The sequence below is a fragment of the Methanosarcina sp. 1.H.T.1A.1 genome (assembly GCF_000979295.1).
In the GTDB taxonomy this organism is placed as follows: Archaea; Halobacteriota; Methanosarcinia; order Methanosarcinales; family Methanosarcinaceae; genus Methanosarcina.
Genome location: NZ_JJQY01000022.1, coordinates 1 through 14314, shown reverse-complemented (window position 1 = coordinate 14314; position 14314 = coordinate 1). Strand labels below are relative to the sequence as shown.

Sequence of the window (14314 nt, the reverse complement as noted above, 5' to 3'; positions counted from 1 at the left end):
TCCCAGCTGCAACAACACTATTTTCCCCGATTGTAGTTCCTGCAAGAATTATACTGCCAGGCGCAATCCATGCACCACTTTTTACAGTTACAGGCTTTAAATCCCTTGGATAATACTTTGTTTTAAGATATAGGGAGCATGTGGGATTAGAATGCGCAAAGATCATGGTTCCCATCCCAATACTGACGTAATCTTCGATTGTAATTAACTCAGGGTATAGATCATCGAGCTGGACTCCAGGTCCCAAATATACGTGTTTTCCGATTTTTACGCCTCTCATCCGCTGGAGTTTTGCAGATATTCCATAATGCGGACAAATTTTAGCCATCGTCTGCAATATCCAGCTAGTTAAATAACGAAAATAAAATATAATTACACCTAATGAACCAGTGTAACCATAATACTCCATAACTTCTCGTTCGTTAATTTCCTCAGGTTCTTCCATAGATTCCCACTTTTAAAATCCTTCACTGGATTTGTATCCAAGTCAATATTCAGAAACCATTTTTGAAAGATTCCATTTATTTTTGACTTAGACCTATTTGAGAAATTATCTTGACATCCTATGCAGCATAATCCCGGTAAAAGCCATTTTTGCACCCATTACTTCTGCAATCACATGACCTTCATTGTATGCAGGCATCGAGCAATCATAAGAGTCAAATGCAAGATCCCCTTTTCTCAGATGATAATGGCTCTAAATTCCTGACTTATGGAATTGCTCTTGATCTAATTGCCAGCTATTTCATAACGAAAAATCAAACAATCCCGAATTCAAACCTCTTCATTAAAATTCTCTAAAGTAACAACTATACACCAGATACATTTTCCAATTTTTACCCCCTCAAAAAGGAACCCTGGAGCCCCCACATAACTTCTTATCAATTACATATTTTTGATAATATATCCACAAATGAATATTTTACATATCAAATGAAACGATATAAAGAGTTAGGAAACAATAATTCGAAAAAAATAATCGACAAGTAAAACTCATTGAGGGAATCAGGAGTGTAAGAGCAAATAAAGAAGAATTTAAACCCAAATGAACAGGTAGTGAGTAAATATCGTGTATACTAAAACAGGCAACGGGACATGTCTTCACGCTTTGGAAGGACGGGATTGTTCCAATGACCACTTGCCAAAGAGAGGATTACAAGCTTCTCACCACCAACTTCCATGCCGGCCTAGAGGATTCTCAGAGTCCTGAGGAGGATATTGCTCCTGAATTTCCCCAGCTTTTCACAGCTTACGGGCACAGGCACACGGACAGCCTCGTGGAAGACAGAGTCCGTCCCCAAAAATCTTTTTGAGACACGGGGTGGATCGCAGATATATTCTTCTAAGCATTCGATGCTTTTGTAAATAGAAATGTGCAGAAAGAAGCCATGACAAAGCTTCCCAGAATCCGGATTAATTCCTAGCCTTGATACAATTCCCATAAAGCTGAAAATTTAGAGAGATGTGGGAAGGAAGATACTCCCTAAATTTCAGAGACTCTTCAGTAAATTTCAGTAAATATCTGTTTCAGGAAAAACCTTTAAAGAGGGGGAAAAGATTTCATAGAACAAGATGATATAATTTGACGGGGAGTTAAAACATTAAGGGGAAAATACGTGGGGGTATTTCCTGTTATAAACAAGAACCTGTACTGAGAGTGGAATCTATGCTTGATTCCTAATTCCTAATTCCTAATGCCAGAACCCTCCTTTTAACCTCATTTTTGTAATTCCCGATAATAGAGAAAAAAATGGACTCAATTTGAGATCGAATAAAAATTGTCGGAGAGGTTAAATGGCCGGAACCAGAAAATTTTCCTCGGACCTGCTGCTTGTTGCAGCTCTTGTAATCCTTACGGACATCTTCGTGCTTATACCTCCTCTCAACGGCATCTTTCTGCGCACAGCCCTTGGCTTGCCAATGGTGCTCTTTTTACCCGGATATGCCCTGATAGCTGCTCTTTTTCCAGCAAAAAAAGATCTGGACGGGATTGAGCGGACAGCACTTTCTTTCGGGCTGAGCATTGCGATAGTGCCACTGATAGGGCTTGGTCTTAACTATACTCCCTGGGGAATCAGGCTCATTCCTATCCTTATGAGCCTTTCAGGATTTATCCTGATAATGTGCGGGGCAGCATACTTCAGGAGGAGGCAGCTTCCCGAAGAAGAAGCTTTTGCAGCGCATATCAAGGCATCCTTCCTTGCCCTGAAAACTGAGGTCATAGAAACGCCTGAAACTAAGATAGACAAGATTCTTACGGTCATCCTGATCTTTTCGATCCTTGCTTCAGTGGCGACCCTCATATATGTAATCTTAACCCCAAAAGAAGGAGAGCATTTCACGGAGTTCTACATCCTGGGACCTGAAGGCATGGCAGATAATTATCCGACCCGGTACGCACCCGGAGAGAACGGAACTGTTATCGTCGGGATAGCAAACCACGAGTACAGGACAATGAACTACAGCATGGAGATGCGGCTCGAAAATACCTCCCTTGACCTTCCTGAAAACCTGAGACACATAAGCCTCGGCCACAACGCAACCTGGGAAGAACCTGTGACTATAATCCCGCCCTTTGAAGGAAAAGGTATGAAACTTGAATTCCTGCTCTTCAATGAAACCGACAAAAACACACCCTACAGGGACCTGCACCTCTGGATAAACGTTACAGAGGTGACCTGAAGATGGAAAATCAGGAACTCCCAGCTGAGAAGAAGGAAAATGCAAGCTACCCGAAAACTGAAAACCAGGGACTTGCAAGTCTATTTGAAGAAAAAAAAGCATCCTTTGAAACCGAAAAGCAGGAAACTACCGAATCAGGAAACCTAGAGATAAGGAATAAGGGAATTTATGTAGGAATACCCATTCTTGCCATCGCTTTTGCAGAAATGCTAATCTATTCCGGGAGAATAAAAGAAGCCGTCTGGGTGCACATGGTCCTCCTGATGGGCCTCTCCCTTTCCATTCCACTTATGAAAAATGAAGAAATCCGCAAGACCTACCAGGCCCTGATGCTCCTCCCACTCCTTCGCCTGGTCAACCTCTCAATGCCTGTCTTCTTTGATATAACCCTTTACTCTTTCATTTTCATCTATGCCCCCCTCGCCGTCCCTGTAGCGATTACTGCTGTCTACCAGCGGTTGACGCTTGAAGATATGGGAATAACTATCAGGAGGATATGGCTTTATTTTCCACTTTCGGTCCTGATAGGCGCCGGGCTGGGGGTAGGGGAATACATGGTAATCCGGACAGGATACCTCATCCCCGACCTCTCCCCCCTGAACCTGTTAAAACTAACAGTGGTGATGGTCTTCTTTGTGGGGCTTGTAGAAGAAGTAATCTTCAGGTCGGTTCTCCAGACCAGACTTAATAAGATCTTCGGGGTATGGGGAGGGATACTGCTTTCAAGCATACTTTTCGGTTTCATGCACTCCGGGTATGGGACTTCCTATGAAGTATTATACACCTCTTTTGTAGGAGTTATCATAGGTTATATGTTCTACAAAACCCGAAGTCTGCCGTTGATCACACTGGTCCACGGCTTCGTAAATGTATTTTTGTTTGGGGTTATCCCCCACCTGGGTCCCGGACTCGGGCTGCTTTGATGCTTTTTGTACGTACCTCCGGTTAGGGGAGAAAGAGAGATTAAAGAAGAAAAGATGAGCTGAGAGAACCGGCAAATTTGGTGTAAAAAAGAAAATGGGAGAATAAAGATACCCAATGTTTCAGGAAAAACCTGAGGATAACTATCAGGTTACAAAATTTCTGCAATTTTGTAGACAACAATTGCACTGAAAGATATCAACAGTGGCACAATCCCCATATTTAAAGAACTTTCCAGAGCTTTTCCCTGAAGCTTCGATGCAGACAGGACCTCTTTGAACGAGAGAAATGAAATCAATCCGATTACAGCTACGGACCCGAATTCAGGAAGTCCCGGCGCAGTTAGCATTGAGAGAGCACTGGAAGAAATCGCGCTCGATGAGACCGCACTGGATGAAATTATACTTGTTAGCTTGTTGATCCCCCCTCACATATATTTTCCATTTTTATTATAAAATGTGCATGATAATATAAAAAATTGCCTAAACACCCTCAATAACATTGAAAAAAAGACTTGCAGAAAAAGGAGAGGAACGCAAAAATATTAAAATGCATGAAATCAGACAAAATACGAGAACTACTTATTCCCTATGCTTCTTAGGGTTCTCCAAACTGCAAAGGGAGAAAAACTCCAAGAATATTTCAGGAGCAAATCCAGATAAATAATGAAAAGCATAGTCTTTCTATTGATTCGGAAAATTGGGAGAATCTTCCGGAATCAGAGGCAAGAATAAATCCTGGAGATGAGGGAAAAAATGTGATGAACCCCTGCCTGAGGAGGCTCCTGCCTGAGGGGGTGCTTTTATGAAATTTACCTTAATCAGCTACAGAAACTAGAAGATATTAAAAACGTTTATTTTCCTGTTTTCGATCCCCGTTCTTATTGTGCTGACGGCTATTTCCGGAGCTGCTACTGTGACCCACTGGGAGCTTTTACCTGAAAACCCGGTTATTGGGGATAAGGTAGAGATTAGGGGAACCGCTTCCTCGGAAGAAGAAATAGAAGTACGTGTATCTTTTGAAAAGGAAGTCCAGGTTTCTGAAGGCAGGTACGAATACCTGCTTGAAGAGATAAAAATCCCGGATGGGTTCAACAACCAATTTACTGTACAGGCAAAAGGTGCAGACGACCTGAACGTCAGGGTGAAGATGGTCCTGTGGGACCAGGAGTGCACAGTCTAGTGGGGGAACTGCTACAGTATCCCAGTCAGGGGTCCCGCCGGGAACGTACATGATCAAAATTGACGGAAAAGCAAGCGACCCCAGTGTTTAGTTAAAGATTGATGCACTCCAACAGGTAGAGGCAGATCCTGAAGGAGAATTCCTGTATGCCTACAGCACGAAATCCGTACCTGCCGGGAATTTTGAGGTAGAAGTGGGAGGCGTTACGGAGCATGTCACCCTGATACCGAAAGAAGACTCAACGTCAAGTTCGACTTCAAGTTCGACTTCAAGCTCTACATTGATACCGGAACCGACAACTGAAGAGAGCTCTTTCCCTTCAACAGGAGAAGATCCGGAACAGACAGGAGAGGAGGAAAAGATAGATGAAGAGAATGCCTTTGACGAGGAGGCGAGGAAGGACACTCTTCCGGATGAAAACAGTAGCAAAATAATCGGCTTCGGAGGAGAAAAGAGCAAAACGGACGGGATCTACACTCTAGAAGGACTTGCAGCAGGAATGATAGTGATTTTGCTATATTCGAGGTTCAAAAAACCTAAAAAATAATCCTAAAAGATAGTCTCAAAAAATAATTAAAAGGCTTTGAAACAGCCCGGAAAAAGATAGAAAGGGAGAACATTTCCCAAATAAGAAGAAAAAACTCTTCAGCTACTTCTTACATATAATTATTTAAAGAAATATATATTGAAAACCAATATATATGCTCAGATCCGACTACTACGTAATTAAAAGAAGAGGGGCAATTAAAATTCGACATGGGGAGGGAACTGAAAAGAAAAGGAAATATCAGGAACATTAAAAGTTCAGGAACATTAAACGTAATAGGGGGGTAGTAGTTGAAGAAAAGATCAGGGATACTAATCGGAATGATCTTACTCATGCTTTCCGTAATCCCTTCAGGTTTATCAGCGGCTCTTTCCGAAGAAGAGCCCTACATAGCACGCATAGAAAAAAATAATGAAGTCGTTTTTTTTGCAGACCACAATGAGAGCCAGACCGAAGGCAACTGGATCCTGCTGAGCGGAGGAAAAGCAATCAGGCTGCCGGAACCTTTCACATTCACCTACAACGGGACAAACAGACTCGAATTGGAGGGGGCGGATCTTGAACTTAATGTAGAGAACTATACGGACTACCTGATTACTTACCCGTATTCCACCCATCCTTTCTATACTGTGGACGAGAGTGTGGAAATGGACTTCAGCGGCTCAAGCGACTTTAAGGATCAGGAAGCCGGGATATACCTTGTCGATATGAGGGACACTGGCCTTAGTTCAGTCTATGACGCCTTCAAGGCCATCAAAGAAGAGAACCCTGACAGTTTTAAGGGGATTTTTAACGACACATTCGGGTCTTACACACAGGTAGGAGCCGTGACCCTGGACAAAAATGGGGACATACCCGCAACTCTTAACCTGGGCACCCAGCCCGCAGGCCTTTACGGGATCTTTGTCCTTCTCAACGACTCTTCAGAGGAAAAGAAGATACTTTCCGTGACCTTCTTTGAGGTCCTGGAATACGACTTTGGAATAGAAGCCCCGGAAAGCCTGGAAGAAGGGAATAACCTGGAGATCAGCCTTTCCCTGGAGAATGCGAGCGAACCGAGCGCCCTCACCTACGGGGCAGTCCTTGTCAAGGAAAGCGCTTACTGTGCGGACATGAGGTTTGACTCCAATGGAACGTGGGCCGGAACGGATGTGCTTATAAACGGAATCGACATCATCGATGAGTTTGACATTGACTCCTCGAATCTCGAGTCCAAACTCGGGAAGGACGAACTTCAGACCGAGATCCAGACCCTGATAGGGGAAGGTAACGGCACAATAACGATTGGGGAAGAAAACGAGAGCACACTCTCTCTGACCGCCTTCGACCTTCCAACCGGGGACTACCTCCTCTTTGCAGGGGCGTTTGAGGAAGGAAACGGCCTTGTGGGGATAGCCCAGAAAGAGGTTACAATAACCGGAGCTGGAACTTCCATGGATTCTTCTTTGGATTCCGGTTTGGATTCAAGCTCAAGTGCGAGCTCCAGCCGCTTTTCAAGCGAGAGCGAAAGTTCAGCCTCGAGCAGTATAGAAGCAGCTCCGGAAACTGAAGCCCCCGAAGAATCCAGCGTAAAAGACCTAACCCTGACAGAAGAAGCTAAATCTGCCTCTCCAGAAAATGGAGTGGCTGCTGAGGCCCGGAAAAATAGTATTCCAAACGGAATTAGCTTCCTGGCGGGTTTTGCAGGCGTAATAATGCTCGGGATAGTCGTGATGAATAGAAGAAGAATTTGAGAGTGAGTTAAGAAGGATAGTGGAGTGCTGTCAGGCAGTACTCCGATTTTTGATTTTTTATAAGAAGAGCGTTTGAGTGAGCTTCCACTTGCCTTTTGCATCATGTGAAGCAGAGTGCCATTTTTTGGAAAAAGGGGAAATGTTAAAAATTTACGGGAAAGTAAATTCACTTAAAAGGGAATCGAATCAGGAACAATATAGAAAAATTTGATTTCAAATTTACAGTAAATTTTCAACATTGCTTCATGTTACTACCGTACCTTGATCCTGGCTCCCTGAAGAATACCTTGATCCCTAAAGCTTTCTGACGATATCTTTTCGGACTGCATGCGCCACTCCCTAGCCGAGGCAGGGGCAACTTGAGGGGCGGATGGAGGCTGTTCTGGGACAAGGAAGGGAACAAGGCAAGTAAGGGGAAGTAGAGAAAGGAAAAATGTTTGCTCCAGAGAAACATAAATAAAGATATTTATAAGTTAAAGGGAGATTACTGGAAGATTTCTTATGTCCCTAAAAAAGAAAATACTGGTTACAGGCGGAGCTGGCTTCATAGGAAGCAACCTTGTAGACCGTCTGATGGAAAAAGGAAACAGAGTCCTTGTTTTTGACAACCTGAGTTCCGGGCAGATGGAATTTATAGAGCACCACCTTGAAAATCCTGATTTCACCCTGATGAAAGGAGACCTGCTCGACCAGGAAGCAATCGAAAGCGCCTGTAAAGGCATCGACTTCGTCTTCCATGTGGCTGCAAACCCGGACGTCAAGCTGGGGGCTTCAGATACAAAAGTCCATTTCGACCAGAACATCCTGGCAACCTACAACCTGCTGGAAGCAATGAGGAAAAACGGTGTTAAAAAGATTGCATTTACTTCTACATCCACAGTCTACGGGGAAGCGAGTGTTATGCCCACGCCCGAAAGTTACGGTCCCCTTATCCCCATATCCCTTTATGGCGCCTCCAAACTCGCCTGTGAAGCCCTCATTACATCATATTCTCATACCTTTGATATGCAGGCCTGGATCTTCAGGTTCGCAAACATCGTCGGACCCCGCAGCACTCATGGAATTACTGTAGATTTCATAAGGAAACTGAAGGAAAATCCCTGCGGGCTCGAGATTCTCGGGGACGGAAAGCAGGAAAAATCCTACCTCCATGTATCGGAATGTGTTCATGCGATCCTTTTTGCAATAGAGAAAAGCAAAGAAGAAGTAAATATCTTCAATATCGGATCCGAAGACACTATCAGTGCTACAGGGATAGGAAAAGTCATTGTGGAAGAGATGGGGCTTTCTGACGTAGATTTCACATATACCGGAGGAAGCAGAGGCTGGAAAGGCGATGTACCAAGGATGAGACTCGGGATTGAGAAATTAAAAGCTATGGGATGGAGGCCTGCCTATACATCGGAGCGCAGTGTACGAGAAACGGCCAGGGAACTGCTTTCCGGAAACTGAGAATTTATAGGAAGAATCGTAAAACCCATTGGTCTTTAACCCGGGGGTATAAAACACAATAAGGCAGGAACTGCTCTATATCAAGCATGTGGAGATTCCGAAGGTAATCTGTGAAACGGGAAGCCTGTTAAATCTTTAGATTTAGCGGGCGGTCCACATGAAACCTCAGTACATACAATTAAACCTAAAATTTCAAAGGATAGCTAACTTTTCCGATTCTCGTCGCCTTAATACCTTATTCCGAGTCTGTAACCGCAATTGAGGGTACAAAGTTATAGATTCCGAGAAAAAACAGGATAGAACTGGTTCAATTTGAAGAAAAAGAGCCAGATAAACGCGAGGTTAACATTGTTAACTACAGTATTTAAATAAGTTGAAAGTTAACACTGAAAAGAGAGGAGAACTTCAAAGTTCCCAACTCAGAATTAAAGGTGTATGTGATATGAAGAAAAATGACTGTGCGCTTGTTCTGGGGGGATACGTCAACGGATATTCGATAATTAAGGAGTTGTACGAGAAAAAGATAGAAGAAATAGTTCTTTTCGGGAGTTCCAGAGAACTTGCCTCATACAGTAATAAAATAAAGAAGTTTGTGCTTATTGATAATACCCCGGATAGCCTGTGCAGAGAGATTGAAAAGCTCCATCAGGAGTATGAAAAAATAATTATATTTCCCACTAATGACCTTCACCTTGAAAATTTGCATACCATTTATCCTGAAATCCACTCCTTCTGTTTTTTGCCCTTTAATCCCGAAAACCTGCTAACCTGCCTGGACAAATATATCCAGTACTCTTACTGTGAAAAGCTTGGTGTTCCATATCCTAAAACAATACTTCTTCAGAAAAAAGATGATCTGGAAAATATAAAAACGATCCAGTTTCCTGTTCTCCTGAAGCCAAACAAAAGGGAAGACCTGAGAAGAAAGGTCTTCAGAAACCTGAAGATAGATAATCCTGAAGATCTGAAGAAAGTACAGAAGGAAATCGAAAATTATCTGGATACTGGAATCAAGTTCCTGGCTTCAGAAATAATTCCGGGAAATGGGGACTGTATATATGCTTATGTAGGGTACAGAGACCAGAAAGGAAGGACCCTTAACGAATGGACCGGAAAAAAATTATCTCAATACCCTGATAATTTCGGAGTATTTTCAGCCGCTTCAAATGAGGCACCTGAAGAAGTGCTCGTACAGGGAAGAACCCTCCTGAATGGTATGGATATAAAAGGAATCGCACAACCTGAGTTTAAATACGATTGCAGGGACAAAAAATACAAGCTTATGGAGATAAACCTTCGTTCAATGATGTGGCATAGGGTAGGTAACCTATCCGGGGTTAACCTGCAGTACTCCCAGTACCTGGATGCACTGGGGAAAAAAGTAAGCCCCCAGGTGCAGGTGAAAAACAAGAATATCCATTTTCTCTATATGAAACATGAAATAAAAAATCTGATAATGCAGAGGAAATACCTCAGGACTTTTTTAAAGAATATTGTAGAGTCAGATGAAACCCATTTTGCTGTATTTGATAGAAAAGATATAAAGCCATTTTTAAAGGACAACACGGATATAGTGAGCGGAGCTATCAAAAAGTTCCTGCGAGTACTGGGAATAACAGACTGATGAGTTATTCAAAAGCTGAGACTAACCAGCGAATCCATATTTACTCGATACCGAGAATACAGGACAGATTATTTGCTGTTTGGGCTCACCTTTGACCTGAATAAATATCTTTTTATTAAAGACATTTCATGGTTAGTAAAGCCGCCCACCAGCAACATCACAACCACATAAATAAACGTGCCTGCCCCCATTGCTTCGAAAAGCTCAAGTATACCTGAGATGGCGAAGCTGGAAACAAAGAAGTACATAGCCATTGATGACAAAATACTTTTTGCAATGTCCATAAAATAAAAATCAAGTTTAAAATGTTTAAGGGACATGCGCATGCACAGCATAGCCATCAAAAAGTAGGAAACAAGAGTTGAAATAGCAGCACCGATAATGCCGACTGACGGTATGAGAATAAGATTGATTAGAACGTTTGAGACAGCAGCAATGATATTAAGATAGGTAGTAGACTTCGTTTCTTTTATAAGGAACATTGTATTAACAAAAATCTGGAATATTCCTGCCAGAAGCCCGGCAAAAGCAATGATAGGGATTACGAACCAGCCAGAAATGAAATCTTGAGTAGTAAGAACCCCAAGCAAAGGCTTTGCGAGGGCTGAAAGCCCAAAAACTGCGGGGATAGAGATAATAAGGAAGTACCTTAGAGAATGCGACATGTAGATTCTTACCTCATCCATCTTATTCTCATCAAACAGCTTTGAAAGCTCGGGAAGAAGAATAAGCTGAAGAGGGCTTACAAAAAGCTGGATAAGGTTTCCGATTGAACACGCTGCAGAATAGACACCTACACTGCCAAGGCCAAGAAAATAAGTAACCATATATCTGTCGCTTGATTCCGTAACCCATCTAATAAGTGCGTTTGGAGTTAACGGCAGAGAAAACTGCAGGTACTCTCTGATGTAAGTGAACCGCGGGATAACAAACCCTATCTGTGAAACTATGGTAATAAGGGTGATTAAAAAAATCAGACCCTGAACCATTAAAGTAGCGGTTATTACTCCAAGAAGCCCGTACCCCATTTTAAGGAAAACCAGTATAAATAACAGTTTTCCAAAGGTTTCAACAAGAGTAAAGTAAGAAAATTTTTTAATTTGCCTGAAAACCCTGAAATAAAAAAGGGATATAGACTCAATTACGTTCAGTAGAATTAAAAGGGAACCTGCCTGAACAAAATAGGTTGCTTCAGGGTCATTAAAACCGAAAGTTGCAAGTGGTTCTGCAAATACGTATAAAACGAATGAAGCCAGTAAACCTGATACTGCAACAAAAAAAAGGATTGAGTATACTGCTTCCCTTATTATTTTCGTATCGGTTTCGGAAGATAAAAATCTGACGAAACTCATCGAAAGCCCCATCAGTGCAAGAGAAGAGATTAAAGATACTGTAATATTGATCTGTGCCCAGAGTCCGTAATCATATGCTCCAAGGGTTTTTGTGATAATGGGAAGTAAAAAGAAGGTACTAAGGCTTGTAAGTATCTGAACAATCCCAATAAAGCCAACATCCCTTGCAAATTTTTGATATGACATCATACCACCTTAAAAAGAACTGTCTCTTTTCCGTTTTTAATTAAAGGAGCTTATGAAATAGTCGCGCGAAAATATCTTTCGTAGCCTCGATTCAGATCACTAATTAATGTTTGACATATAAATCCTTTTGATTGCCATTGATTATCCGGCTCAGGTTTTAGCATGGAGATTGATTGTTTTTCGATAACCGGAGCGAATTGGTTTATTATCATCAAAAACACCTTTAATTGCAAAGAGAAAGTATGGAGATTTTAAATTTTTTCTCAGCGTTAACTTTATTCTTATAATAAGGGCACAATAATTTAGATTCATAGAAACACCTTTAATTCGGGAATAATTATGAATTCGAGAACGGGAGATATAGAATAATTCTCGCCGTTAACTTTCAATTTATTTAAACGGCGTTTTCTTTTGAATAAATCGGGCTCCTTCTCACCCCAAGAAGAGAATTCTACAAAGGATAAAAGCCTTTGTGTTTAAATAAATTTTTATAATAGTTTATTATCAGCCTACTTTCGGCATGTACCCTGCTTTTTTCATAATATTTTTATAGATAGCGTTTTTGCTGGGAAGCATATTATCCCTGATACAGAACATTATTGCAAAAATGGTTCATTGTTTATATTTATCGTGAGATTTGGGGCATATGTGAATAAGCTTCAAGCCAAATGCATATTTAAATAAGAGAGGAAAAACGTCATCATTAAGCAATTCCAAAATGTAATGCAGACCTACCAAAAGCAGGATGCAGGCAACCAAAACAATCAAAAAGAGAATTTTTGGCAAGTATAAAAAGATAGAATGAAAATTAAAGAAAACCGTACAGAGAATCAGGATAGGACATGTGAACTGTCCCCAGGCTAAACAAGCTGTAAGAAAATTACTCCCGGCAATAACCGAAGTCATTCTTTTTTGATTTAAAGGCTTTAAACACCTTTTTTTGAAGATTTTTGCCCTGAAATTGAATTGTCGGACAGTCTCTAAAGAGCAGGGTATTCGTGACCCTCTGCACTCCCATAATAATAAAAAAACGAAAGGTGAAAAGTGCCGTTACATGAAGCACGTCATCTTGTAGAAAAACTTTAGATTTGCCCTTAAAAAAGTTGGGCATATTTCACTGGTAAAAAGAGGTTTTTCCGAAAAGCAGGCATTGGGAAATTAACCTTTCCTGCAGTCTAGAATTTCGGATTACCTCCTTAAAGGACATCCAAGCCTTTAGCTGTATACCAGTTGAAGTTTTGGCACCTGATTTATGTTCCCTACATCGCTGCTATAAAAAGCGATATAATTGTTGCTTTCAGTTTTTGCTTTTATCAAAAAACCGGTATTCTCATATTTTCCGCTGGTGTACTCTTTTACGAGCTCGGTTACGTTCAGTTCATAGTATCTGTTGTCAGGCAGGGTACTGCCCTTAATAGTCATTGTTGCATATGGAGTGCTGCCCTGCAAAACACCGTTTTTATCGTACCAGTCTCCTCCTGGATTTTTCCATGCAATACCGCTGTTTCTCTTATTCCAGCTCACATAGCCCGAGTCCCAGGTAGAAGCAGGCCGGTAAACCTCTACCACAGTATCTGCTGGTCTTGAGCTTCCTGCCGGATAATACCAGTAGAGAGAAAGGGCTGCATCACTAACGTCAGTCGACCCGGTGTACTCGCTCAGGTCAAACCACATTGCATCCCTGTATCTGCCAGTACTCATCCCACCTATGTCAATATAGGATGAACTCTTATAGACGGTATTAGAAGAAGCTTCACGCATGCGGTTATCCGTTGCGCCAGTAACAGTTACATTTACAGTCACTACAGGAGGTTCAGTCACTACAGGTGCTTTTTGTGTTATGCTAAGCTCTGGCTTCTTACTTTCAATTCCGCAGTCACTGCTGTAGAATGCAATATAATTGTTGCTTTCAGTTTTTGCTTTTATCAAAAAACCGGTATTTTCGTACTTTCCACTGGTGTACTCTTTTACGAGGTCGGTTACATCCAGCTCATAGTACCTGTTATCAGGGAGAGTACTGCCCTTAATAGTCATTGTTGCATAGGGCGTACTTCCCTGCAAAACACCGTTTTTATCGTACCAGTCTCCTCCTGGATTTTTCCATGCAATACCACTGTTTCTCTTATTCCAGCTCACGTAATCTGGATCCCAGGTAGAAGCAGGTCTGTAAACCTCAATCACAGTATCTGCTGGTCTTGAGTTTCCTGCCGGATAATACCAGTAGAGAGAAAGAGACGCATTACTAACTTCCCCTGTATTTTCGTACTCGCTTAGGTCAAACCACATTGCATCCCTGTACCTGCCAGTACTCATCCCGCCTACATCAATAAAGGATGAACTCTTATAGACTGTGTTAGGAGAAGCTTCCCGCAGACGGTTGTTGTAGACCTCTTCTGCTGTGGACGAGGAGTTTTCCTTTTTGACAACACTTATAGCTGCTGTAGCCGAATCTGTCAGTTCTCCATCGCTTACCTCAAAGGTTAAGCTGTACGTCCCCTCCTGTCCGGCAACCGGAGTCCAGCTGAAAACCCCTGACTTGCTGTCAAAAGTAGCACCTGTGGGAATGCCTGAAGCAGAGTATGCGAGACTGTCTCCATCTGCATCCGAAGCGCTTACTGTAAAGGTAAGGCTTTTT

Annotated in this window: 12 protein-coding genes; 9 read left to right on the top strand and 3 right to left on the bottom strand. The window is 42.0% G+C overall.

Features of this window, described 5'->3' with window-relative positions; translation table 11 throughout:
- Positions 1–445, bottom strand: a 445-nt coding sequence (locus EO95_RS02955; protein ID WP_048132005.1) for an acyltransferase, incomplete at its 3' end; no start/stop codon positions are given.
- Between the two features lie 685 nt (positions 446–1130).
- Between EO95_RS02955 and EO95_RS02950 the strand changes: the two genes are divergently transcribed.
- The 9 genes from EO95_RS02950 to EO95_RS02915 all read left to right on the top strand — a co-directional run bounded on the left by EO95_RS02950 (position 1131) and on the right by EO95_RS02915 (position 10141).
- Positions 1131–1313 (top strand): hypothetical protein, encoded by a 183-nt coding sequence (locus EO95_RS02950; RefSeq protein WP_048132003.1) that lies wholly within the window; start codon positions 1131–1133, stop codon positions 1311–1313.
- Positions 1314–1794: 481 nt separating this feature from the next.
- The gene (locus EO95_RS02945; protein WP_048132001.1) at positions 1795–2682 is read left to right on the top strand and encodes a DUF1616 domain-containing protein; all 888 of its coding nucleotides are present in this window, start codon (positions 1795–1797) and stop codon (positions 2680–2682) included.
- A gap of 2 nt (positions 2683–2684) precedes the next feature.
- Complete coding sequence (locus tag EO95_RS02940) at positions 2685–3605, top strand: CPBP family intramembrane glutamic endopeptidase (protein ID WP_048131999.1); 921 nt, start codon at positions 2685–2687, stop codon at positions 3603–3605.
- Positions 3606–3878: 273 nt separating this feature from the next.
- The gene (locus tag EO95_RS17415; protein ID WP_156163961.1) at positions 3879–4058 is read left to right on the top strand and encodes a hypothetical protein; all 180 of its coding nucleotides are present in this window, start codon (positions 3879–3881) and stop codon (positions 4056–4058) included.
- A gap of 430 nt (positions 4059–4488) precedes the next feature.
- Entirely contained in the window at positions 4489–4785 is a 297-nt protein-coding gene (locus tag EO95_RS16655) for a hypothetical protein (protein ID WP_156163960.1), read from the top strand.
- Between the two features lie 193 nt (positions 4786–4978).
- The gene (locus EO95_RS16650; protein WP_052733468.1) at positions 4979–5332 is read left to right on the top strand and encodes a hypothetical protein; all 354 of its coding nucleotides are present in this window, start codon (positions 4979–4981) and stop codon (positions 5330–5332) included.
- Between the two features lie 290 nt (positions 5333–5622).
- Positions 5623–7065 carry a TIGR04279 domain-containing protein gene (locus EO95_RS02925; RefSeq protein WP_048131995.1) on the top strand — a complete coding sequence of 481 codons (1443 nt, stop codon included), beginning with the start codon at positions 5623–5625 and terminating at the stop codon, positions 7063–7065.
- A 501-nt stretch (positions 7066–7566) separates the two neighbouring features.
- Positions 7567–8517: an NAD-dependent epimerase/dehydratase family protein gene (locus tag EO95_RS02920; RefSeq protein WP_048131993.1), complete on the top strand. Its 951-nt coding sequence runs from the start codon at positions 7567–7569 to the stop codon at positions 8515–8517.
- Positions 8518–8959: 442 nt separating this feature from the next.
- On the top strand, positions 8960–10141 hold the full coding sequence (locus EO95_RS02915; protein WP_048131991.1) for a hypothetical protein: 1182 nt from the start codon (positions 8960–8962) through the stop codon (positions 10139–10141).
- A 68-nt stretch (positions 10142–10209) separates the two neighbouring features.
- On the opposite strand, the gene EO95_RS02910 is transcribed toward EO95_RS02915, so the two are convergent.
- Both EO95_RS02910 and EO95_RS02900 read right to left on the bottom strand, forming a co-directional pair.
- Positions 10210–11682: a flippase gene (locus EO95_RS02910; protein WP_048131989.1), complete on the bottom strand. Its 1473-nt coding sequence runs from the start codon at positions 11680–11682 to the stop codon at positions 10210–10212.
- A 1212-nt stretch (positions 11683–12894) separates the two neighbouring features.
- Positions 12895–14314 (bottom strand): disaggregatase related repeat-containing protein (locus tag EO95_RS02900; RefSeq protein ID WP_048131985.1); only part of this gene is annotated, 1420 nt, incomplete at its 5' end.